Source organism: Nonomuraea sp. NPDC003754, from assembly GCF_053605785.1.
This window is the reverse complement of record NZ_JBSGJX010000010.1, coordinates 198624-219923: the sequence shown is the minus strand read 5'-3', so window position 1 is coordinate 219923 and position 21300 is coordinate 198624. Positions and strand designations below refer to the sequence as shown.

The 21300-nt window shown below is 71.0% G+C and carries 18 protein-coding genes; 15 read left to right on the top strand and 3 right to left on the bottom strand.

All coding sequences use genetic code 11. The features are described from left to right. The first annotated feature begins 44 nt into the window (after nt 1-44). The 9 genes from recN to pssA all read left to right on the top strand — a co-directional run bounded on the left by recN (nt 45) and on the right by pssA (nt 10806). Entirely contained in the window at nt 45-1754 is a 1710-nt protein-coding gene (recN, locus tag ACWEVS_RS15780) for a DNA repair protein RecN (RefSeq protein WP_449925770.1), read from the top strand. Between the two features lie 73 nt (nt 1755-1827). After that, the gene (gene steA / locus ACWEVS_RS15775; protein WP_449925767.1) at nt 1828-3024 is read left to right on the top strand and encodes a putative cytokinetic ring protein SteA; all 1197 of its coding nucleotides are present in this window, start codon (nt 1828-1830) and stop codon (nt 3022-3024) included. Beyond that, nucleotides 3021-3986: a copper transporter gene (locus tag ACWEVS_RS15770; protein WP_452552011.1), complete on the top strand. Its 966-nt coding sequence runs from the start codon at nt 3021-3023 to the stop codon at nt 3984-3986. The genes steA and ACWEVS_RS15770 overlap by 4 nt, the downstream gene beginning before the upstream one ends. A gap of 2 nt (nt 3987-3988) precedes the next feature. Continuing rightward, entirely contained in the window at nt 3989-4822 is an 834-nt protein-coding gene (locus tag ACWEVS_RS15765) for a hypothetical protein (RefSeq protein WP_452552009.1), read from the top strand. Nucleotides 4823-4854: 32 nt separating this feature from the next. Beyond that, nucleotides 4855-6657 (top strand): murein biosynthesis integral membrane protein MurJ, encoded by a 1803-nt coding sequence (murJ, locus tag ACWEVS_RS15760; RefSeq protein WP_452552007.1) that lies wholly within the window; start codon nt 4855-4857, stop codon nt 6655-6657. Continuing rightward, nucleotides 6657-8051, top strand: a complete 1395-nt coding sequence (locus ACWEVS_RS15755) for a glycosyltransferase family 4 protein (RefSeq protein WP_452552005.1) — start codon at nt 6657-6659, stop codon at nt 8049-8051. The genes murJ and ACWEVS_RS15755 overlap by 1 nt, the downstream gene beginning before the upstream one ends. Before the next feature lie 194 nt (nt 8052-8245). Then, entirely contained in the window at nt 8246-9241 is a 996-nt protein-coding gene (locus ACWEVS_RS15750) for a TerC family protein (RefSeq protein WP_354907151.1), read from the top strand. A gap of 97 nt (nt 9242-9338) precedes the next feature. Beyond that, nucleotides 9339-9989 carry a phosphatidylserine decarboxylase gene (locus tag ACWEVS_RS15745; RefSeq protein WP_354907150.1) on the top strand — a complete coding sequence of 217 codons (651 nt, stop codon included), beginning with the start codon at nt 9339-9341 and terminating at the stop codon, nt 9987-9989. Beyond that, complete coding sequence (gene pssA / locus ACWEVS_RS15740; RefSeq protein WP_354907149.1) at nt 9976-10806, top strand: CDP-diacylglycerol--serine O-phosphatidyltransferase; 831 nt, start codon at nt 9976-9978, stop codon at nt 10804-10806. Before ACWEVS_RS15745 ends, pssA begins: the two co-directional genes overlap by 14 nt. 402 nt (nt 10807-11208) lie before the next feature. Here the strand turns inward: pssA and ACWEVS_RS15735 are convergent, their stop codons facing one another. Further along, on the bottom strand, nt 11209-11868 hold the full coding sequence (locus ACWEVS_RS15735) for an MBL fold metallo-hydrolase (protein WP_449925750.1): 660 nt from the start codon (nt 11866-11868) through the stop codon (nt 11209-11211). Continuing rightward, nucleotides 11865-12653: a maleylpyruvate isomerase family mycothiol-dependent enzyme gene (locus ACWEVS_RS15730; protein WP_354907146.1), complete on the bottom strand. Its 789-nt coding sequence runs from the start codon at nt 12651-12653 to the stop codon at nt 11865-11867. Before ACWEVS_RS15730 ends, ACWEVS_RS15735 begins: the two co-directional genes overlap by 4 nt. Nucleotides 12654-12831: 178 nt before the next feature. On the opposite strand from ACWEVS_RS15730, the gene uvrA reads away from it, so the two are divergent. Further along, complete coding sequence (gene uvrA, locus ACWEVS_RS15725) at nt 12832-15672, top strand: excinuclease ABC subunit UvrA (RefSeq protein WP_354907145.1); 2841 nt, start codon at nt 12832-12834, stop codon at nt 15670-15672. A 47-nt stretch (nt 15673-15719) separates the two neighbouring features. On the opposite strand, the gene ACWEVS_RS15720 is transcribed toward uvrA, so the two are convergent. Continuing rightward, on the bottom strand, nt 15720-16400 hold the full coding sequence (locus ACWEVS_RS15720) for a DUF2306 domain-containing protein (RefSeq protein WP_452552003.1): 681 nt from the start codon (nt 16398-16400) through the stop codon (nt 15720-15722). Between the two features lie 209 nt (nt 16401-16609). On the opposite strand from ACWEVS_RS15720, the gene ACWEVS_RS15715 reads away from it, so the two are divergent. The 5 genes from ACWEVS_RS15715 to rapZ all read left to right on the top strand — a co-directional run bounded on the left by ACWEVS_RS15715 (nt 16610) and on the right by rapZ (nt 21186). Beyond that, a complete protein-coding gene (locus tag ACWEVS_RS15715) occupies nt 16610-17047 on the top strand; it encodes a Rieske (2Fe-2S) protein (protein WP_449925739.1) in 438 nt (145 codons plus the stop codon). 109 nt (nt 17048-17156) lie between these two features. Beyond that, entirely contained in the window at nt 17157-17633 is a 477-nt protein-coding gene (locus ACWEVS_RS15710; protein ID WP_354907142.1) for a Rieske (2Fe-2S) protein, read from the top strand. 49 nt (nt 17634-17682) lie between these two features. Further along, complete coding sequence (locus tag ACWEVS_RS15705; protein ID WP_452552001.1) at nt 17683-18168, top strand: Rieske (2Fe-2S) protein; 486 nt, start codon at nt 17683-17685, stop codon at nt 18166-18168. Between the two features lie 217 nt (nt 18169-18385). After that, the gene (gene uvrC, locus ACWEVS_RS15700) at nt 18386-20293 is read left to right on the top strand and encodes an excinuclease ABC subunit UvrC (protein WP_449925732.1); all 1908 of its coding nucleotides are present in this window, start codon (nt 18386-18388) and stop codon (nt 20291-20293) included. Between the two features lie 5 nt (nt 20294-20298). Beyond that, nucleotides 20299-21186 (top strand): RNase adapter RapZ, encoded by an 888-nt coding sequence (rapZ, locus tag ACWEVS_RS15695; RefSeq protein WP_354907139.1) that lies wholly within the window; start codon nt 20299-20301, stop codon nt 21184-21186. The last annotated feature ends 114 nt before the right edge of the window (nt 21187-21300 follow it).

The window sequence follows — 21300 nt, the reverse complement described above, 5'->3', positions numbered from 1 at the left end:
CGTGCGCACAGGTGTTCGGCTAGTCGATGGAACGGGAGTGACCAGTGCGACCAAGGGTCGAGGAGGTCCGCATCCAGGGGCTCGGCGTCATCGACGAGGCCGTCCTCGAGCTCTCACCCGGCTTCAACGTCGTCACGGGCGAGACGGGTGCCGGCAAGACGATGGTCGTGACCGGGCTCGGCCTGCTGTTCGGCGGTCGGGCCGATCCGTCGAGGGTCCGCCCGGGCGCCGACAAGGCCATGGTCGAGGGCACGCTCGTCGTCGAGACGGGTGGCAGGGTGGCCCAGCAGGTGGAGGACGTCGGCGGCGAGGTCGAGGACGGCGAGCTGATCATCTCCCGCACCGTCTCGGCCGAGGGACGCTCCAGGGCGTGGCTCGGCGGCCGCACCGTCCCCGTCGGCACGCTCACCTACCTGGCCGACGACCTGGTGGCCGTCCACGGCCAGATGGACCAGCAGCGGCTGCTCCAGCCTGGCAGGCAGCGGGCCGCTCTCGACCGCTACGCGGGTGACGACCTGGTCAAGCCGCTGCGCGCCTACTCCCAGGCCTACAAGCGCCACAAGCAGGTCGCCGCGCTGCTGGAGGAGCTGACCACCAAGGCGAGGGAACGCGCGCAGGAGGCCGACCTGCTGCGCTTCGGCCTGGAGGAGATCGAGAAGGTCGACCCCAAGGAGGGCGAGGACGTCGAGCTGCGCGCCGAGGAGGAGCGGCTGTCCCACGCCGACGCGCTGCGCGGGGCCGCCACCACGGCGCACACCGCGCTGCTGGGCGACCCCATGGACCCGTCGGGCGGCGCCCGCGACGTGATCTCGCTGCTGGGCGAGGCCCGCTCGGCGGTCGAGGCGGTGCGCGACTACGACGCGCAGCTGGCCGGTGTGGCCGACCGGCTGGCCGAGGCCGGCTACCTGATCTCCGACGTCGCCACCGACCTGGCCGCCTACGCCGAGTCGATCGAGGCCGACCCGGCCAGGCTCGCCGTGGTGCAGGAACGGCGCGCCGCCCTGGGCGCGCTGATCAGGAAGTACGCCGAGGACAGCGCGGGCGTGCTGGCCTGGGCGCAGGCCTCGGCGGGCCGCCTGACCGAGCTCGAGGGCGACGACGACCGCATCGAGGAGCTCACCAAGGAGTACGAGGAGCTCACCAAGCGGCTGACCGAGCTGGCCGCCGAGCTGACCAGGGTGAGGACGGTCGCCGCCGAGCGGTTCGGCGCGGCGGTCACCGCGGAGCTGACCGCGCTGGCCATGCCGCACGCCAGGGTCGTCGTGCAGATCTCGCAGAGCGAGGAGTTCGGGCCCGAGGGCGTCGACGAGGTCGAGCTGCGCATGGCCGCGCATCCGGCCGCGCCCCCGCTGCCGCTCAACAAGGGGGCGTCCGGCGGCGAGCTGAGCCGCGTCATGCTGGCCATCGAGGTGGTCTTCGCCGGGGCCGACCCCGTCCCGACGTTCGTGTTCGACGAGGTCGACGCGGGCGTCGGCGGCAAGGCCGCGGTCGAGATCGGCCGCCGGCTGGCCAGGCTGGCCCGCACGGCGCAGGTGATAGTCGTCACTCACCTGCCGCAGGTGGCCGCCTTCGCCGACCAGCACCTGGTGGTCGAGAAGGCGAGCGATGGGAGCGTGGTGCGCAGCGGCGTGGTCACCCTCGACCACGACGGCAGAGTGCGTGAGCTGTCGCGGATGCTGGCCGGATTGGAAGATTCCGAACTGGGCAGAGCACACGCCGAGGAACTGCTGGGAATGGCCGCGGCTGATCGGTGATCCTCCGTGACAAATCTGACACGCCGTGCAGTCCACGACCACCCCGCCCGTTGGCTCTGGCAGGATGGTCTTGATGAAGGTTCCGGCGAACAAGATTCCGGGCCTCCGCGGAAAGAAGGTCAGTGACCTTCCCGGTGTCACGGCAGTGGCGAGGATCGACCGCAGGACGAAGAGGCTGACAAAGCGCCTCCAGTCCGGTGAAATCGCGATTATCGATCACGTCGATGTCGACCGGGTGAGCGCGGAGGCGCTGGTCGCGTGTGGCGCGGCGGCCGTGGTCGACGTGGCCGCGGGCATCAGCGGCCGATATCCCAACCTCGGACCGCAGATCATCGTCGAGTCCGGCGTCCCGTTCATCGACAACGCCACCCCCGAGCTCTTCGAGCGCGTCAGGGACGGCGACATCGTCAGGCTCCACGACGGGGTCGTCTACCTCGACGAGGAGGTGGTCGGCAAGGGTGACGTGCAGAACCTCGAGACCATCGAGGCGGCCATGGCCGAGGCGCGTGCGGGCCTGTCGGTGCAGATCGAGGCCTTCGCCGTCAACACCATGGAGTACGTCAGGGGCGAGGGCAAGCTCCTCATCGACGGTGTGGGCGTGCCCGACATCCGCACGGTCATGGAGGACCGGCACGTTCTCATCGTGGTGCGCGGCTACCACTACAAGGAGGACATCGCCACGCTCCGGCCGTACATCAGGGAGTACCGCCCGGTGCTCGTCGGCGTCGACGGCGGCGCCGACGCGCTGCTGGAGGCCGGCTACCTGCCCGACCTGATCGTCGGCGACTTCGACTCCGTCTCGGCCAAGGCGCTGACCTGCGGCGCCGAACTGGTCGTCCATGCCTACCGCGACGGCCGCGCGCCCGGGCTCGAGCGGGTCCACCAGCTGGGCCGCGACGCGGTGATCTTCCCGGCCACCGGCACCAGCGAGGACATCGCCATGCTGCTGGCCGACGACATGGGCGCCGAGCTGATCGTCGCGGTCGGCACCCACGCCACGCTCGTGGAGTTCCTCGACAAGGGCCGCTCGGGCATGGCCAGCACCTTCCTGACCAGGCTCAGGGTCGGCGGCAAGCTGATCGACGCCAAGGGTGTCAGCCGCCTGTACCGCAGCCGCATCTCCACCCCGCAGCTGATCCTGCTGGTGGTCACCGCGATGATCACCATGGGCGTGGCGATCTTCATGTCGCCCATCGGCCAGACCTGGCTGATCAGCCTGCAGGACGCCTGGAACTCCTTCATCTTCTGGTTGGTCGGACTCTTCTCGTGATCGATTTCCGCTATCACCTCGTCTCCATCGTCGCGATCTTCCTGGCGCTCGCCGTCGGCATCGTGATGGGCACCACCCTGCTGTCGAACCCGGCGATCGAGTCGGCGCGGCGGGCGTCGCAGGACCTGCAGAAGTCCAACGAGGACTACCGCGAGCAGCTGGCCGCGCTGCAGGTCAGGGAACGAGGCAACGACTCCTTCGTCACCGCCGAGATGCCTGCGATCATCCGCGGTCAGCTGACCGGCGAGAGCGTGCTGCTGGTGGCCGCCCCGGGCAGCTCGGGAACCCTGCGCGAGCAGACCGAGCAGGTGCTGCTGCAGGCGGGCGCCACGATCAGCGGGCAGGTGACGCTGTCCGAGAAGTTCCTCGAGCCCGGCCAGGCCGGGTTCGTCGACCAGCTGAGCACCGGGCTGGCCACCGGCCTCACGCTGCCGGGGACCGACCCGTACAAGAACGCCGCGGCGCTGCTGGCCGCCACGCTCGTCACGGCCGACGACGCCCAGGCCGGCACCGAGAACACCGCCACCCGCGGCGTGCTCGAGGGCTTCGCGGAAGGCGGCCTGCTGACCATCGACGGCGCCCCCGCCAAACGGGCCACGCTGGCGCTCGTCTTCGCCCCCGAGGCGGTCTACACCGGCGAGAAGGCCCAGGCGCAGACGGCCGCGCTCGTCTCGCTGGCCGCAGGGCTGGACGCCGGCGCCCAGGGCTCCGCCCTCGCCGGCACCCTCACCTCGACCCAGCAGGGCGGCGTCCTCGCCGCTCTTCGCGGCACCAGCGACGCCGCGGCGAAGGTCTCCTCCGTCGACACCCTCGACATGCCGGCGGGCCGCGGTGTCGTCGTCTTCGCGCTGCGCGAGCAGCTCGGCGGGCGTTCCGGCCAGTACGGCACCGGCGCCGACGCCACCGAGTTCCAGCCCGCCTCGTCGGCCGCCACCCCGTCCCCCTCCACCTCAGGGAGCTGACCATGGCCCGTGCTCTGCTGGCCGCCCTCGCCGGCGCCGCCCTCGGCGTCGTCGCGGCCAGGGCCGCCTACACCGCCCTCACCGCCAAGCCCAGGTCGAAGGAGTGGGAGCGCACCAACCACCGCGGCGAGACGCTCACCCTGCTGGAGGGGCCCGCCTTCGTGGCGGGAGCGACCGGCGCGCTCGCGCTCACCCCTGGCATGCCCCTCCAGGTACGGCTGGCCGCCGTGCTGGCGGGCGCGGGCAGCGGCGCGCTCGGCGCCTACGACGACCTCTACGGCGCGACGTCCTCCAAGGGCTTCAAAGGACACCTGTCGGCGCTGGCCAAGGGACAGGTGACCAGCGGCGCGATCAAGATCCTCGGCATCGGTGGCTCCGGCCTGGCCGCCGCCACGCTGGTCTCCCGTGGCGCGCTCGACACGCTCGTCAACGGCGCGGCGATCGCGGGCAGCGCGAACCTGGCCAACCTGTTCGACCTGCGCCCCGGACGCGCCATCAAGGTGGGGCTCATGGCCGGCGGGCCGCTGCTGGCGCTCTCGCTGCTCAGGCGCGACCCGGTGACCGCCGCGCTGGTGGCCGTGCCGCTCGGCGCGGGCGCCGCGCTGCTGCCGGAGGACCTCGGCGAGGAGGCCATGCTCGGCGACGCGGGCGCCAACGCGCTCGGCGCCCTGCTCGGGCTCGCCGCGGTGACCACGCTCGGCAGGCGGGGGCGGCTCACGCTGCTCGGCACCGTCGCCGCGCTCACCGCCGCCTCGGAGAAGGTCAGCTTCACCAAGGTCATCGCCGGAAACCCGGTCCTCAACCGGATCGACATGCTGGGCCGCCGCCCGGCGTAGCGTTGTCGGTGCGCTCTGCCATGATGGCCCCCTTGAGTCCGACGGGGAGAGGGGAGACGGTGGCTCGGGGCGTGGCGGGCGCGGCCGTGCTCATCGGCGCGATCACGATCCTGGCCAGGATCACCGGTTTCGCCAAGCAATACGTGTTCGCCCAGACGGTCGGCGACACCAACGTCTGCCTGGGCTCGGCCTACATGACCGCCAACCAGATCCCCAACATCGTCTTCGAGATGGTGGCGGGCGGCGCGCTGGCGGGCATGGTCGTGCCCGTGATCGCGGGTGCGGCGGGCCGGCTCGACGTCGGCGGGATCGCCTCAGCCCTGCTGACGTGGGTGCTGGTCGTCCTCGTGCCGCTCGGCGCGCTCACCGCCCTGCTGGCCGGGCCGATCATCGGGCTGTTCCCCGTCGCGGAGTGCGGGCCGGCGTTCGGCGCGATCGCCACCCGCATGCTGGTGGTCTTCGCCCCCCAGATCCCCCTGTACGGCCTGGCCGTCGTCCTCTACGGCGTCCTGCAGTCGCACCACCGCTTCGCCGGGCCCGCGGTGGCGCCGCTGGTGTCCAGCATCGTGGTGATCGTCGCCTACCTGCTGTTCGTCCCGCTCAGCGGCGGCAGGACCGCGCTCGACGAGATCCCCTCCGCCGCCGAGCTCGCCCTGTCGGTCGGCACCAGCCTGGGCGTCCTCTCGCTGGTCCTCACCGTGGTCGGGCCTGTCCTCGGCCTCGGCCTGAGGTTCCGGCCGACGCTGCGCTTCCCCGACGGCGTGGCCGCCAAGGTTCGCACCCTCGCCCTGGCGGGCGTGGCGGCGCTGATCGCCCAGCAGGCCACGATGATCGTGGTGATGCTGCTGTCGAACCACTGGATCGGCGAGCGCGGGCTGCTCATCTACAACTACGCGTGGGCGATCTACCTGGTGCCCTACGCGGTGCTGGCCGTACCCATCGCGACGAGCGCCTTTCCCGGGCTGTCGGCCCACGCGGCCGACGGGTCCTGGGAGGACTTCTCGCGCCTGGCCGCGCGCACGACGCGCGCGGTGGTGCTGATCTCGGGGCTGGCCGCGGGCGCGCTGGCCGCGGCGGCGGGGCCCGGATCGGTCGTCTTCCTCGGCGCGCAGACCCGGGTGCCGCCGATCGAGATGGCGCGCGCGGTGGCGCTCTTCGCACCCGGGCTGATCGGCTACGGGATGATCGCGCAGCTGAGCAGGGTGCTCTACGCCGAGGGGAGGAGCCGGGCGGCGGCCGCGGGCACCGTCGCGGGCTGGGTGGTGGCGATGCTGGCGCAGACGGTCTTCGTGCTGGCCCTGCCCGATGACTGGAAGGTCGGCGGGCTCGCGCTCGGCATGACGGTGGGCATGACGGCAGGAGGCGTGTGGCTGCTCGTCGCGGTGCGGCGAGGGCCGGGACGACGCGCGGGGCGGCCCGGCGCGGGTACCTTCGGTACCGGAACCGGCGCGGAAGCCGGCAGCGGCGAGGCCCGGGCCCTCGATGCCGTTGGGCCCGCTGACCGGGTGGCGCGCGCGGTGCTGGCGGCCGTGGCCGGAGGCGGGCTCGGCTTCCTGGCCGGTTCGGGCGTGGTGGCGCTGCTGCCGGCCGGGAGCATGATCGCGCAGGTGGGGGTGGCCGTTCTGGCCGGCGGCGTCGCCCTGGTCACCGGCGGTCTGGCCGTCGCCGCGCTGGACAGGCCCGACGCGGCGGCGCTGGCGTCCATGGTGGCGGGCCGGGCGGGAGGCAGGTTGGCGGGCCGGGCGGCGGGCACGGTCGCGGGCAGGCTGGTCGGCAGGGTGACAGGTAAGGGAGCGCGGCGGGGTCGCGCCGGTTCACGGACGGATGGTGAGTGATGCGGGTGGCCTTCGTGCTCGGCACGACCTCGGGCGGCACCGGCAGGCACGTCAGGATGCTGGCCGAGGGGCTGCTGCGGCGTGGCCACCGGGTCGTGGTGATCGGCCCGCCCAGCGTGGAGGAGCAGTTCGGCTTCCGCGCGGCCGGGGCGGGGTTCGCGCCGGTGCCCGTCGCCGACCGCCCGCATCCGGTCAACGACGCCACAGCGGTGCTGCGGATCAGGCGCCACCTGCGCGGGGCGGACGTCGCGCACGCCCACGGGCTGCGGGCGGGCGCGCTCGCGGCGCTCGCCGGGCCGCGGGCGCCGCTGGTGGTGACGCTCCACAACGCGCTCACCGCCGGAGGGCTGGTCGGCGCGGTCTACGGCGTGCTCGAGCGCATCGTGGCAAGGAGAGCCGACAAGGTGATCGTCGTCTCGCCCGACCTCGGTGACCGGATGCGGGCGCTCGGGGCGCGCGACGTGGTGCCCGCCGTGGTGCCCGCCCCGCCGCTGCGGCCGGCGACCAGGCCCGAGCCGGCGGTGCGGGAGGAACTGGGGGCGGGGGAGCGGCCCCTGGTGCTGACCGTCGCCAGGCTCGCGCAGCAGAAGGGCCTGGAGACCCTGCTCGACCTCGCCGCGTCCTTCAGCACGTCGAGCCCCGATGCTTCCGGCGGGACGAGCCCTGATGTCGGCGGTGGGACGAGCGCCGGGGTCGCCGGTGAGACGAGTCCTGATGTGCGCACTGGGACGAGCGCTGGGGTTACCGGTGGGACGAACGCCGATCTCCGCGGTGGGACGGGCCCCCATGCCCCCAGCGGAACGGGCGCCGGGGTTGTCGGCGGGACGAGTCCTGACGTCCACAGTGGGACAAGCCCCCATGTCCACAACGGAGCGAGTCACGGTGGCCGCGGCGTGACGTCGGGCTCGGGCGTTCGCGATGGAGCGCCGTCCCGGGAAACGCCGTCCCAGGAAACGGGTGGGCCGTTGTTCGCCGTCGCCGGGGAGGGGCCGCTCCGGCAGGCGCTGCAGGCCAGGATCGACGCGGAGAAGCTGCCCGTCCTGCTGCTGGGCAACCGCGACGACATCCCCGACCTGCTCGCCGCCGCCACCCTCGTGCTGTGGCCGAGCCATTGGGAGGGTCAGCCGCTCAGCCTGAGCGAGGCGCTCATGGCGGGCAAGCCCGTCGTCGCCACCGCGGTCGGCGGGATCCCCGACCTGGTCGACGGGGCGGGCAGGCTGGTGCCGTACGGGGATCTGGCGGCGATGCGCGAAGCCGTACGCGAGCTCATCGACGATCCCGGCGCGCGGGAGCGGCTGGCCGTCGCCGCCGCACGGAGGGGAGCGGCGCTTCCCGGGGCCGACGAGGCGGTCGAGGCGGCGCTGGCCGCCTACCGGCAGACATCACAGCGGTGACGGGATGATTAGGCGGCGCTAAGTCGTTCTCCTATACTGCTTGCGTTAAGGGAGGGGAGTATCCCTTCGCGACAGCCTCGTCATCACGGTTCGCCCCGCTCCACGGGGCTCCCGGGGCTGCCGGTCCGGCTCGGTGAGTGGGCGGGAGAGACCTCCGGTCGTCTGTCATGCGCGCCGGAGGGTTTGGTATCAGTATGGTTGTACCTGCGTGGGCCTGGATCGCCGTCATCGTGGGCTTGTTGGTCGTCATCGCCGTAGACCTGTGGATCGTCGACCGGGGTGAGGCCCGGGAGTTCACCATGAAGCAGGCGGGCTTCTGGGTCTCCTTCTACGTCATCCTGGCGATGATCTTCGGGGTGGTGCTCTGGCTCACCATGGGCGTCTCGTCGGCGGGAGAGTTCTTCGCCGGGTACATCACCGAGTACAGCCTGAGCGTCGACAACCTCTTCATCTTCTTCATCATCATGGGCCGTTTCGCCGTGCCCAAGGTCTACCAGCACCGGGTGCTGCTCGTCGGCATCCTGATGGCGCTGGTGATGCGCGGCATCTTCATCGCGCTCGGCGCGGCGGCCCTGCAGCGGTTCAGCTGGCTCTTCTACGTCTTCGGCGCCTTCCTCGTCTACACCGCCATCAACCTGATCCGTCAGCACGGCCACGACGACGAGGACGAGTTCAAGGAGAACGCGCTGCTGCGCTGGGTGCGCAAGGCCTTCCCCACCACGCCCGACTACGTCGGCCACAAGGTGATCGTCAAGATCGACGGCAAGCGCATGGTCACCCCGATGCTCATCGTCATGGTGGCGATCGGCACGACCGACCTGCTGTTCGCGCTCGACTCGATCCCCGCGATCTTCGGTCTCACGCAGGACCCCTTCATCGTCTTCACCGCCAACGCGTTCGCCCTGATGGGCCTGCGTCAGCTGTACTTCCTGCTCGGCGGTCTGCTGCAGCGCCTGGTCTACATCAGCTACGGCCTGGCGTTCATCCTTGGCTTCATCGGGGTTAAGCTGATTCTCGAGGCCATGCATGCCAGCGGGGTCTCGTGGGCTCCTGAAGTGCCCATCTGGATGTCCCTGACCGTGATCGGAGTCACGATGGTCGTCACCACCGTGGCAAGTCTGCTGAAGTCTCGCAGCGACGCTCGGAAGGGGAAGGAAATTCCCACCTCCGCGAGCGCCAACGAGGGCTAGCGCGAGGGTGGCCCAGGCGCTTTGCTTCGTGTAACAGAGGCGAAGTCTGTAACATCTCGGCAAAGCGCCCGTCCGTAGTCACCATCAAAGGTTGTCAGTGTCAGACGATTCCGCAAGTCGCCAGGAGGGCCGCCGCGTCAGGCTGGCCCGTGGCGTCTCTCCGTGGCTCTTCCCGACCGTGGCCGCCGCGACGGCCACGACCTTCCTCAGCAGCCGTGACCGGCGCTGGGGTTTCGCGGCCGTGCCGCTGACCGCGCTCACGGGCGCGATGCTCTGGTTCTTCCGCGATCCCGACCGCGAGCCCGGGGAGGGCAGGATCCTCTCGCCCGCCGACGGGGTCGTCCAGAGCATCGACCCGTGGCCGGACGGCCGCACCAGGGTGGCGATCTTCATGAGCCCCCTCAACGTGCACGTCAACCGCGCGCCCCTTGCGGGAACCATCACCTCCGTGCAGCATGTGGCGGGTGGGTTCCTGCCGGCTTTCAACAAGGACAGCGACCAGAACGAACGCGTGGTGTGGCATTTCGAGACCGCGCTCGGTGACATCGAGATGGTGCAGATCGCGGGCGCGGTGGCGCGCAGGATCGTGCCGTACATGACCTCCGGCGAAAAGGTCTCGCAGGCCGAGCGAGTCGGTCTCATCAGGTTCGGTTCGCGGGTGGACATCTACCTTCCCGAAGGGATCTCGCCCGCCGTGCGCGTCGGCGAGAAGACGGTGGCGGGGGTGACTCGAATTGACCGCGGCTGAGGCTGGTGGCTGGCAGGCCGAAGAAGAGGAGCCGCGCGGCCCTGTGGGCAAGGCCTTCAGGCTGTCGGCGGCCGACTCCCTGTCCCTGGGCAACGCGCTGTGCGGCTTCCTGGCCGTCTGCGTCCTCGCCTCGTCGGCGATCCAGGCGCTGAAGGCGGGCGCCGGCTTCGTGCCCGACCCGCGCTACTTCGCCACCGCCGTGGTGCTGCTGCTGATCGGCGCCACGTGCGACCTGTTCGACGGCCTGGTCGCGCGGCGCTTCCGCGCCTCCGCGATGGGCGCCGAGCTCGACAACCTGGCCGACGTGATCAGCTTCGGCTTCGCGCCCGCCTTCATGGTGGTGATCTGGGGCGGCTTCACCGGCAAGCTGCCGCTGACGGCCGTCATCCTGGCGGCGGCGTCGGTGCTCATCGCCGGATGCGTACGGCTGGCCCGCTTCGCCTGCGTCAAGACCAAGAGCGGCGACTTCATGGGCCTGCCGATCCCGATGGGCGCGATGACGGTCGTCTCGATCGTGCTGCTGTTCCAGCCCAACTGGTTCTCGCTGGCCGCCGTGCTCGGCGTCGCGTGGCTGATGGTCAGCCGCATCGAGTACCCCAAGCCCAAGGGCCAGCTCGCGGCCGTGGTGCTCGCCTGGATCATGATCAACGTGGCCTGCCTCACCGCGTGGGCCGCCTGGCCGCAGGGTGGCGACACGCTGATCCAGGTCGGCGCCACCATGCAGATCGCGCTGGTCGCCGCGATCCCGCTCCGGGTGCTGCTGTTCAAGCGGGAACAGCGCAAGGAGCGCAAGGAAGCCGCCCGCGTCGGCGACTGATCAAGGTCTGTCCCTCCTGCGGGTGGGCTCGCCCGGGTTTACTGGAACCATGCGCGAGCACACCCGCACCTATTTTCTCGGCCGGCTGGCCAGGGAGCTGGAGCGGCGCGGCCTGACGGCGCGCCTGCGCGCCGACCCGCCGTCCCTGCGGGTCGGCGGGGAGCAGGGCCCGGGTCTGCTGACCGAGACCGTCGACTGCGTCGCGCTGGCGGAGGGCTGGTTCTACCGGTGGTCGTGGGGCGAGGTGCTGGCCAGCACCGCCGACCCGGCCGCGGCGGCCGACAAGGTCGTCCGCATCCTGGCACACCCGACGCCGGCTCTCCGTGACCTCGCTCCCGAGCGCGGGCTCCGGCCGTGCGGCGGCCGCCCCGGTACGGCGGATGCTTGCCGTACCGGGAGAGCTCACCAGCCGCGGGCCTTCCACTCCGGCAGCGAGGGGCGCTCGGCGCCGAGCGTGGTGTCCTTGCCGTGGCCCGGGTACACCCACGTCTCGTCGGGCAGCCGGTCGAACAGGCGCTCCACGACGTCGGTGTAGAGCTGCTCGAAGCGCACCGGGTCCTTCCCCGTGTTGCCCACGCCGCCGGGGAACAGCGAGTCGCCGGTGAACAGGTGGTGGCCGTCCTCCTCGCCCCCGTCGTACAGCAACGCGACCGAGCCAGGCGTGTGGCCGCGCAGGTGGATCACCTCGAGCGTGAGCACGCCCACGGAGATGCGGTCACCGTGCTCCACCAGCCGGTCGACGGGCACCGGCAGCACGGGCGCGTCGAGCGGATGGGCGATCGTCGTCGCGCCCGTCACCTTGACCACCTGCTCCAGCGCCTGCCAGTGGTCGCCGTGCTGGTGCGTGGTGACCACGGCCGAGATCGGCTGGTCCGACATCAGCGCCAGGATCCGGTCGGCGTCGGCCGCCGCGTCGATGATCAGCCCGTCGCCGGTACGCGTGCACCGCAGCAGGTAGGCGTTGTTGTCGAACGGACCCACGGCGAGCTTGGTGATGGTCAGCCCGGACAGCTCACGTACGTCGGCTGGGCCGCCGACCTGGACATCGCCGGTGTAGCTCATGGGCTCTCCTCTGGATAGGTGTCAGGAGGCGCCGAAGGCAGATCCGCCGGAGCGGGCATGGTCAGCCACGGCGGCGGCGGAGGTACCTCCGCGGGGGCGGCGCCCGGCTCCTCCGGCACCACCCTAATGCCCTGCCCCGCCGACCGGCCGGTCAGCCAGGCGAGCACATCACGCGCCTCGCCTCGCACCACCGGCCCCTTCCCCAGGTCGCTCCACTCACCCACGGGGGCGGTCACCACGATGCCGCCGACCGTGCTCTCGCCGTACGGCCAGCAGGCCAGGCTGTCGTGCAGTTCCCTGCGCACGAACGCGTCCGGCCAGTCGGCGGGGGTGTATCCCGCCCCCAGGTCCACATGGTGGAGCTCCAGCTCTCGCACCCGCCGTACCAGGACGTACCAGGCGGGGTGCGGGGGCGGCATGAGCGCCGAGACCCGCGCCGACCACGCCTGCTCGGGCAGCTCCTCGATGGCGGCGGCCAGCCGCGCGGCGCCGGCGGCCAGGTCGGCGCGCTGCTCGGCGGCGGGGCGGCCGGCACCCGCCTCGATGTCGGCCGTCCGCCTGGCGCGATCGGGGTACTGCGGTGTCTCGACGCCGGTTCTGGCCCAGGTCAGCAGGTTGCCGAGGCCGTCGGCGTTGCGGGCGACATGGGTGATGACGTGGCCCCTGCTCCAACCGGGCAGTAGGGACGGCGCGGCGACCTCGGCGTCGTCGAGCGCGCCGACCGTGGCGAGCAGGCGGTCCGTGGCGGCGGCGAGCTCCGCGCGCAGCGCGGCGAGAACGGTCATGCGGGCATAATGCCGCAGCTCCCGTGGTTGACCATGCAAGGACCGGTACCGGCTCGGCAGAAAGCCGTACCCTGGTGAGGGAAGTTTCCGGCGGGGCAGAGCGGACCCCCGAAAATTGTCGGACCCTCCCTCTACCATCCCCCGTGGACCTATCAACACCTTCGACGTCGGGATCACCGTGGCAGACCGTTTGATCGTGCGTGGCGCACGAGAACACAACCTCAAGGACGTCTCGCTCGACCTTCCGCGAGACTCCCTGATCGTCTTCACCGGGTTGTCCGGCTCGGGCAAGTCGAGCCTGGCCTTCGACACGATCTTCGCCGAGGGTCAGCGCCGCTACGTGGAGTCCCTGTCCTCCTACGCCCGCCAGTTCCTGGGCCAGATGGACAAGCCCGACGTCGACTTCATCGAGGGCCTTTCCCCCGCGGTCTCCATCGACCAGAAGTCCACCAGCCGCAACCCCCGCTCCACGGTCGGCACGATCACCGAGGTCTACGACTACCTGCGACTGCTGTGGGCGCGCATCGGCAAGCCCCACTGTCCGGCCTGCGCCCGCCCGATCGCCAGGCAGACGCCGCAGCAGATCGTCGACAGGGTGATGGAACTGGAAGAGGGCACCCGCTTCCAGGTGCTCGCCCCGGTCGTCAGGGGCCGCAAGGGCGAGTACGCCGAGCTGTTCCGCGAGCTGCAGACCAAGGGGTACGCCAGGGCCAGGGTCGACGGCACGGTGATCCGCCTGGAGGAGCCGCCGACGCTGAAGAAGTACGAGAAGCACGACATCGAGGTCATCGTCGACCGGCTGTCGGTGAAGGAGTCCGCGCGCCGGCGGCTCACCGACTCGGTGGAGACGGCGCTGCAGCTGTCCGGCGGCACGATCACGCTGGAGTTCGTCGACCTGCCCGACGACGACCCTGGTCGCGAGCGCTTCTACTCCGAGCACCTCTACTGCCCTTACGACGACCTGTCGTTCGAGGAGCTCGAGCCGCGCTCGTTCTCCTTCAACTCGCCCTTCGGCGCCTGCCCCGAGTGCACGGGGCTCGGCACGAAGATGGAGGTCGACCCCGACCTCGTCGTGCCCGACCCGGAGAAGACGCTGGGTGACGGCGCGCTCAACCCGTGGGCGGGCGGCCACACCAGCGAGTACTTCATCCGCCTCATCGAGGCGCTCGGGCTGGCCATGGGCTTCAACCTCGACACCCCGTGGGAGCGGCTGCCGAAGAAGGCGCAGAAGGCGCTGCTGTACGGCCACGACGAGCAGGTCCACGTCCGCTACAGCAACAGGTACGGCCGGCAGCGCTCGTACTACACCACCTACGAGGGCGTCATCCCGTGGGTGCAGCGCCGGCACGCCGAGGCCGAGAGCGACTCCATGCGCGAGCGCTTCGAGGGCTACATGCGGGAGATCCCGTGCCCGGCCTGCAAGGGCGCCAGGCTCAAGCCCGTCTCGCTGGCCGTCACGGTCGCCGACAGGTCCATCGCCGAGGTCTCGCGCATGTCGATCGGCGAGTGCGCCAAGTTCCTGGCGGGGCTGCGGCTGTCCGAGCGCGACATGCACATCGCCGAGCGGGTGGTCAAGGAGATCAACGCCCGCATGGGCTTCCTGCTCGACGTCGGCCTCGACTACCTCACCATGGACCGCGCCGCCGGCACGCTGGCCGGCGGTGAGGCGCAGCGCATCCGCCTGGCCACGCAGATCGGCTCGGGCCTGGTCGGCGTGCTCTACGTCCTCGACGAGCCGTCCATCGGCCTGCACCAGCGCGACAACATGCGGCTGCTCGACACCCTCATCAGGCTGCGCGACATGGGCAACACGCTGATCGTGGTCGAGCACGACGAGGACACGATCGCCGCCGCCGACTGGGTGGTCGACATCGGCCCCGGCGCGGGCGAGCACGGCGGCCAGGTCGTCGTCTCGGGCACCGTCCAGGACCTGCTCGCCAACGAGGAGTCGCTGACCGGCGCCTACCTGTCGGGCCGCAGGTCGATCGCGATCCCCGGCAAGCGCCGCCAGCGCGACAAGAAGCGGCAGATCACCGTGAAGGGCGCGCGCGAGCACAACCTGAAGGGCGTCGACATCGACTTCCCTCTCGGCGTGTTCACCGCCGTCACCGGCGTGTCGGGCTCGGGCAAGTCGACGCTGGTCAACGACATCCTCTACAACGCCCTGGCCAAGGAGCTCAACGGCGCCCGCACGGTGCCCGGCCGCCACTCCAGGGTCAACGGCATGGACCTGGTCGACAAGGTCGTCCACGTCGACCAGTCGCCGATCGGCCGTACGCCCCGCTCCAACCCGGCGACCTACACGGGCGTCTTCGACCACATCCGCAAGCTGTTCGCGGCCACCACCGAGGCGAAGGTGCGCGGCTACCAGCCCGGCCGCTTCAGCTTCAACGTCAAGGGCGGCCGCTGCGAGGCGTGCGCCGGCGACGGCACCATCAAGATCGAGATGAACTTCCTGCCGGACGTCTACGTCCCCTGCGAGGTCTGCCACGGCGCCCGCTACAACAGGGAGACGCTGGAGGTCCACTACAAGGGCAAGACCATCTCCGAGGTCCTCGACATGCCGATCGAGGAGGCGCTGTCGTTCTTCGAGGCCATCCCGGCGATCAAGCGGCACCTGCAGACGCTCAACGACGTGGGCCTGGGCTACGTACGGCTCGGCCAGCCGGCAACCACGCTGTCGGGCGGTGAGGCGCAGCGCGTCAAGCTCGCCTCCGAGCTGCAGCGGCGCCAGACGGGCCGCACGATCTACGTCCTCGACGAGCCGACCACGGGCCTGCACTTCGAGGACATCAGGCGGCTGCTCGGCGTGCTCGGGCGACTGGTCGACGGCGGCAACACGGTGATCGTGATCGAGCACAACCTCGACGTCATCAAGACCGCCGACTGGATCATCGACATGGGCCCCGAGGGCGGCTCCCGCGGCGGCACGCTGGTCGCATCGGGCACGCCAGAAGAGGTGGCGCTGGTGGACGAGAGCCACACCGGCCGCTTCCTGCGGAAGATCCTGTCCGTCTGACGGGACGGCGAGGCGAGGGGGGCGGCGGGGCGCCGTCCCCCCTCCTCTCAGCGGGCGGTGCGGCCGCGCTGCAACCACCATTCGGCGACCAGCAGCGGGATGGTCCAGCCCAGCCACGTGCTCAGGCCCGCGACCGTCTGCATGAGCTGCTCCTCACCGCCCGCGGGGGCCGAGGGGAGCAGCAGCACCATCGCGACGAGTCCCCAGATCCGGTTCGTGATGATCGACATGGTGAGGGCGAAGCTGCGGATCATCCAGCGCCGATGCTCGGCGAACCGGCGCTGCCTGGCCATCCGCCATCCGACGATCGTGCAGGCCAGCCACAGCGGCGCCATGAGCAGGGAGCTGGCCATCGCCACCGGCCCGAACGGTGTCGCCCACGCCAGCACCAGCGCCAGCACGCCCGCCGGCAGCTGGGCCAGCACGTACACGCGGCCGACGACACGGTGCGCGCGCCGGTACCGCTGCCGGAACCACGGCCACACCTGTAGGCAGCAGGCCAGCATCGCGATCGACCCGAGCAGCACGTGCACGGACAGCACGGCGTAGTACCAGAGATGCGGTGAGGGCACCCGGGAGAGCGCGGGATCGAGCGAGACGTACGGCGGCAGCGAGAACGCGACGAACGTGAGGGCCACGACGCCGAGCGGCGCCACCCAGGGACGCCGCCACCAGCGCGGCCGGGAGGCGTGCTCCCCGCGCGGGCGAGGAGTGGTTGTGATCGTCATGGCCACACCATCAGGGCGGCCGCTGACCATCGGCGCACCATCCGCTGACCGCTGACCGCTGACCGCTGACCGCTGACTGCTGACCACTGACCGCAGTGCCGCCTGCCCGCGGCGGGGCCGGATGCGGGACCGAGGGGTGGTCTCAATAGGCTTAAGAACAGGTAAAGGCCCGGCCTGACATGGGCGACGGGGGAAGGTGGAGGGGGCACATGGCAGGCGAGGAGCAGGGCGGCGGCATGCCCGCGATCGGGCGGCGCGAGATGCTGGGCGCGACGGGCGTGGCCGTGTGCGGCGTCGCGCTGGCTGGCTGCGGCACCTCCGACGGGTCCGCGAAGGCGGTGGTGCCGCCGGGTATCAAGGGCAAGGTCATCGCCAAGAAGGCCGACGTGCCCGTGGGCAGCGGCAAGGTGATCCAGGAGTGGAAGATCGTGATCACCCAGCCCACGTCGGGGGTGTTCAAGGCGTTCACCGCCAGGTGCCCACACCGCGGCTGCTCGGTGAACCGGCCCCAGGACGGCGTCATGACCTGCCCCTGCCACGGCAGCGAGTTCGCCGCCGACACGGGCAAGTGCCTGAAGGGCCCCGCGACGGGCCCGCTGGCGGAGTTCGCGGTCAAGGTCGAGGGTGACGGCATCGTCATTCTGTAGGGGAAAACGGTAAATGTGCATGGACCCGAGCGCTGGTTGAGGAGAGGCTGAACCGGTGCGGTCGCGCCGGCCGTACCTGACAGAGACAGCGATTCCCGGGAGGGTGACCATGGCAGAGACGACACGCCGCGCGGTGGTGCTGGGAGCCGGAGGGGCCGGCCTGGGGGTGTTGCTCACCGCGTGCGCGGGATACGGCCAGCCCTCGGGCGACGTGGTGGCCGAACCCGCGGCGAGCGGAGCGGGTCAGGAGCAGTCGGCCGAGCCGGGATCGGCCGCCTCGCCCGGCAAGAAGGCGGGCGGTGGCGAGCTCACCGGCACGGCCGACATCCCCGAGGGCGGCGGCAAGGTCTTCGCCGACAAGAAGGTCGTGGTCACGCAGCCCACGGCAGGCGAGTTCAAGTGCTTCACGGCCGTGTGCACCCACCAGGGATGCACGGTCGACGACGTCTCGGACGGCACGATCAACTGCCCGTGTCACGGCAGCAGGTACAACATCGCCGACGGCTCGGTCGCCAACGGCCCGGCGACCAAGCCTCTGGCCGAGAAGAAGATCACCGTCGACGGCGGCAGCATCTCGTTGGCATAACGCACCTTCTTTCACAATTTTCTCAGCAGTCTGCGGTTGGTTGGGCCGCATGGCAGAAGACCTTCACAGCCGCAGGACCGTCATCGCCGGCGTGGGAGCGGGCGGCCTCACCATGGTGCTCGCCGCGTGCGGCGGCGACGGCGGCGCGACCAGCGCGGCGCCCCAGGCGCAGGAAAGCTCGGCGGCCCCGTCGGCGTCGGCCTCGTCAGCGGCACCGGCGTCGGCACCGGCGTCGACCGGCTCGGGCGGCGGTGCCCTCACGACGGCCGCCGACGTCCCGGTCGGCGGAGGGGCGATCTTCAAGGAGCAGAAGGTCGTCGTCACCCAGCCGGCCGCCGGGCAGTTCAAGTGCTTCAGCGCGATCTGCACCCACAAGGGGTGCCCGGTGACGTCGGTGGGCAACGGGACGATCGACTGCGCCTGCCACGGGAGCAAGTTCAGCATCGAGGACGGGTCGGTCAAGAACGGTCCGGCGACCGAGCCGCTGGGCGAGGTGCCGATCAAGGTCGACGGGGACTCGATCGCGCTGGCGTGAGGTGTCGCCCGCCGTACCCGAAGGGCCTTCGGGTACGGCGGGCGCGCGGTGCCATTACGACGGTGAGCGGCACGCTCGGGGCGCGGCGGACCGGGCCGCTCCCTCGGCGGGGCGGCTGGATGTTAGGCCCCGAGACCGCGCCGTCGACGGCCGCGGTTGACCGTCCGCTGGGCGGAGGCTGGATCGCGCTTGGTTGTCGGTGGCGGCCTATAGGCTCTTGAACGTGGCGAGCACCTTGAGTTTCCGTCCCAAGCCGGGATCGATCCCCGATTCCCCCGGGGTCTACCGGTTCCGGGACGCCAACGCCCGGGTGATCTACGTGGGCAAGGCCAAGAGCCTGCGCCAGCGGCTCAACTCCTACTTCGCCGACTTCGCCGGGCTCCATCCGCGCACGCAGACCATGCTCACCACCGCGGCGAGCGTCGACTGGACCATCGTCGGCACCGAGGTCGAGGCTCTCCAGCTCGAATACTCCTGGATCAAGGAGTTCGACCCGCGCTTCAACGTCAAGTACCGCGACGACAAGTCCTACCCCTATCTCGCGGTCACCATGGGCGAGGACTTTCCGCGCGTGCAGGTGATGCGCGGCGCGAAGAAGAAGGGCACCCGCTACTTCGGCCCCTACTCCCACGCCTGGGCCATCCGCGAGACCGTCGACCTGCTGCTGCGGGTCTTCCCCGTGCGCACCTGCTCGGCCGGGGTCTTCAAGCGGGCCGGCCAGATCGGCAGGCCGTGCCTGCTCGGCTACATCGACAAGTGCTCGGCCCCCTGCGTCGGCAGGGTGAGCCCGCAGGAGCACCGCGATCTGGCCGAGGACTTCTGCGACTTCATGGCCGGCAACACCGGGCGCTTCATCAAACGGCTCGAACAGGAGATGCGCGCCGCGGCCGCCGAGCAGGAGTACGAGCGCGCCGCCCGCATCCGCGACGACATCCAGGCGCTGCAACGCGCGCTGGAGAAGCAGGCCGTCGTGCTCGGCGACGCCACCGACGCCGACGTGATCGCCCTGGCCGAGGATCCGCTGGAGGCGGCCGTCCAGGTGTTCTACGTACGCGGCGGGCGCATCAAGGGTCAGCGCGGCTGGGTCGTCGACAAGGTCGAGGAGACCACGCCAGGCGAGCTGGTCGAGCACTTCCTGCTGCAGATCTACGCCGAGGGCGACATCCCCAGGGAGGTGCTGGTGCCGGCGCTGCCGCCGGACGCCGCGGCCGTCACCGAGCTGCTGGGCGAGCAGCGCGGCGCCAGGGTGGAGCTGCGGGTGCCGCAGCGCGGCGACAAGAAGTCGCTGATGGAGACCGTCGAGCGCAACGCCAAGGAGGCGCTGGCCCAGCACAAGCTGCGCAGGGCCGGCGACCTGACGACGCGCAGCCAGGCGCTGCAGGAGATCGCCGACGCGCTCGACCTCGACCAGGCGCCGCTGCGCATCGAGTGCTACGACGTCTCCCACCTGCAGGGGGAGAACGTCGTGGCGTCGATGGTGGTGTTCGAGGACGGCCTGGTCCGCAAGAGCGAGTACCGCCGCTTCGCCGTACGGACCAAGGAGGGCGACGTCGCCTCGATCCACGAGGTGATCACCCGCAGGTTCAAGCGCTACCTGGAGGAGCGTTCGGCCACCGGTGAGCTGACGGCGGAGGACGATCACGGGCACGGGCCGATCGACCCCGAGACCGGCAAGCCGCGCAAGTTCGCCTACCCGCCCAACCTGGTCGTGGTCGACGGCGCGGGCCCGCAGGCCGCGGCGGCGCAGCGGGCGCTCGACGAGCTCGGCATCGACGACGTCGCGGTGTGCGGCCTCGCCAAGCGGCTCGAGGAGGTCTGGCTGCCCGGAGACGACCAGCCGGTCATCCTGCCGCGCGCCAGCCAGGGTCTCTACCTGCTGCAACGGGTGCGTGACGAGGCGCATCGCTTCGCCATCACCTACCATCGATCCAAGCGGTCCAAGACGGTGAAGGAGAGCGCGCTCGACGGAGTGCCTGGCCTCGGCCCGGCGCGCAGGCAGGCGTTGCTCAAGCATTTCGGCTCCGTGAAGCGGCTACGTGAGGCCACCGTGGCCGAGATCTGCGAGGTCCCCGGCATCGGCCGCGCGACCGCAGAGGTGATCGTGTCAAGGTTTGCCCAGGAGTGAGGGTTATGAGCAGCCCAGAACATCAAGGACGCGCCGAGACCGCGTTCGTCATCGTGACCGGCATGTCAGGCGCCGGACGTAGCACCGCGGCCAAGGCGCTGGAGGATTTGGGCTGGTTCGTCATCGACAACCTGCCGCCTGGTCTGCTGTTCGCCATGGCGGAGGAGGCGGGCAGGGTGAAGCTGGCCGCCGACAAGGTGGCGGCCGTGGTCGATGTGCGGAGCCTCGCTTTCACCACCGACCTCAACGCCGCGATCGAGGAACTGGAGGCCCGCGGCGTGCGCGTCCGGGTCGTCTTCCTCGAGGCCAGTGACGAGGAGCTGGTGCGCAGGTTCGAGAACGTCCGCAGGCCGCACCCGCTGCAGGGCGAGGGCCGGCTGGTCGACGGCATCGCGCGCGAGCGCGGCATCCTACGCGAGGTGCGCGCCAACGCCGACCTGGTGATCGACACCTCCGCCCACAACGTCCACGAGCTGCGCAACAAGATCGTCGCCTACTTCGGCGGCGACGACCGGCCGGGGCTGCGGGTGAACGTTGTCTCCTTCGGTTTCAAGTACGGCCTGCCGGTCGACGCCGATCTCGTCGTCGACTGCCGCTTCCTGCCCAACCCGCACTGGGTGCCCGAACTGCGGCCGATGAACGGCCTCGACGTCCCGGTGCGCGACTACGTCCTCGGGCAGGCGGGCGCCAAGGAGTTCCTCGACGCCTACGAGGAGGCCTTCAAGATCGTCGCGGCCGGATACGCGCGTGAGGGCAAGAGCTACGCGACGCTGGCGGTGGGCTGCACGGGCGGCAAGCACCGCAGCGTGGCCATGGCCGAGCAGTTCGGCGCCCGGTTGCGTGACCGCGGCATGGAGGTCCAGGTGAGTCACCGGGATGTGGGCCGGGAGTGACGGATGGGCAGGCGAGCGTAGCCGGTCGCGAGACCAGGGCCCCGGATGCCGGGGCCCGGCCGTCCTCGCGGGGGCCTGGTGACCGTGCGGGGGTGTCGGCACGGGGTGAGGGCG

Excerpts from the sequence above, each read along its gene's own strand:
- steA (WP_449925767.1), top strand. The coding sequence starts at position 1,828 with ATGAAGGTTCCGGCGAACAAGATTCCGGGCCTCCGCGGAAAGAAGGTC.
- ACWEVS_RS15765 (WP_452552009.1), top strand. The coding sequence starts at position 3,989 with ATGGCCCGTGCTCTGCTGGCCGCCCTCGCCGGCGCCGCCCTCGGCGTC.
- ACWEVS_RS15755 (WP_452552005.1), top strand. The coding sequence starts at position 6,657 with ATGCGGGTGGCCTTCGTGCTCGGCACGACCTCGGGCGGCACCGGCAGG.
- ACWEVS_RS15750 (WP_354907151.1), top strand. The coding sequence starts at position 8,246 with ATGGTTGTACCTGCGTGGGCCTGGATCGCCGTCATCGTGGGCTTGTTG.
- ACWEVS_RS15735 (WP_449925750.1), bottom strand. The coding sequence starts at position 11,868 with ATGAGCTACACCGGCGATGTCCAGGTCGGCGGCCCAGCCGACGTACGT.
- ACWEVS_RS15730 (WP_354907146.1), bottom strand. The coding sequence starts at position 12,653 with ATGACCGTTCTCGCCGCGCTGCGCGCGGAGCTCGCCGCCGCCACGGAC.
- ACWEVS_RS15720 (WP_452552003.1), bottom strand. The coding sequence starts at position 16,400 with ATGACGATCACAACCACTCCTCGCCCGCGCGGGGAGCACGCCTCCCGG.
- ACWEVS_RS15715 (WP_449925739.1), top strand. The coding sequence starts at position 16,610 with ATGGCAGGCGAGGAGCAGGGCGGCGGCATGCCCGCGATCGGGCGGCGC.
- ACWEVS_RS15710 (WP_354907142.1), top strand. The coding sequence starts at position 17,157 with ATGGCAGAGACGACACGCCGCGCGGTGGTGCTGGGAGCCGGAGGGGCC.
- ACWEVS_RS15705 (WP_452552001.1), top strand. The coding sequence starts at position 17,683 with ATGGCAGAAGACCTTCACAGCCGCAGGACCGTCATCGCCGGCGTGGGA.
- rapZ (WP_354907139.1), top strand. The coding sequence starts at position 20,299 with ATGAGCAGCCCAGAACATCAAGGACGCGCCGAGACCGCGTTCGTCATC.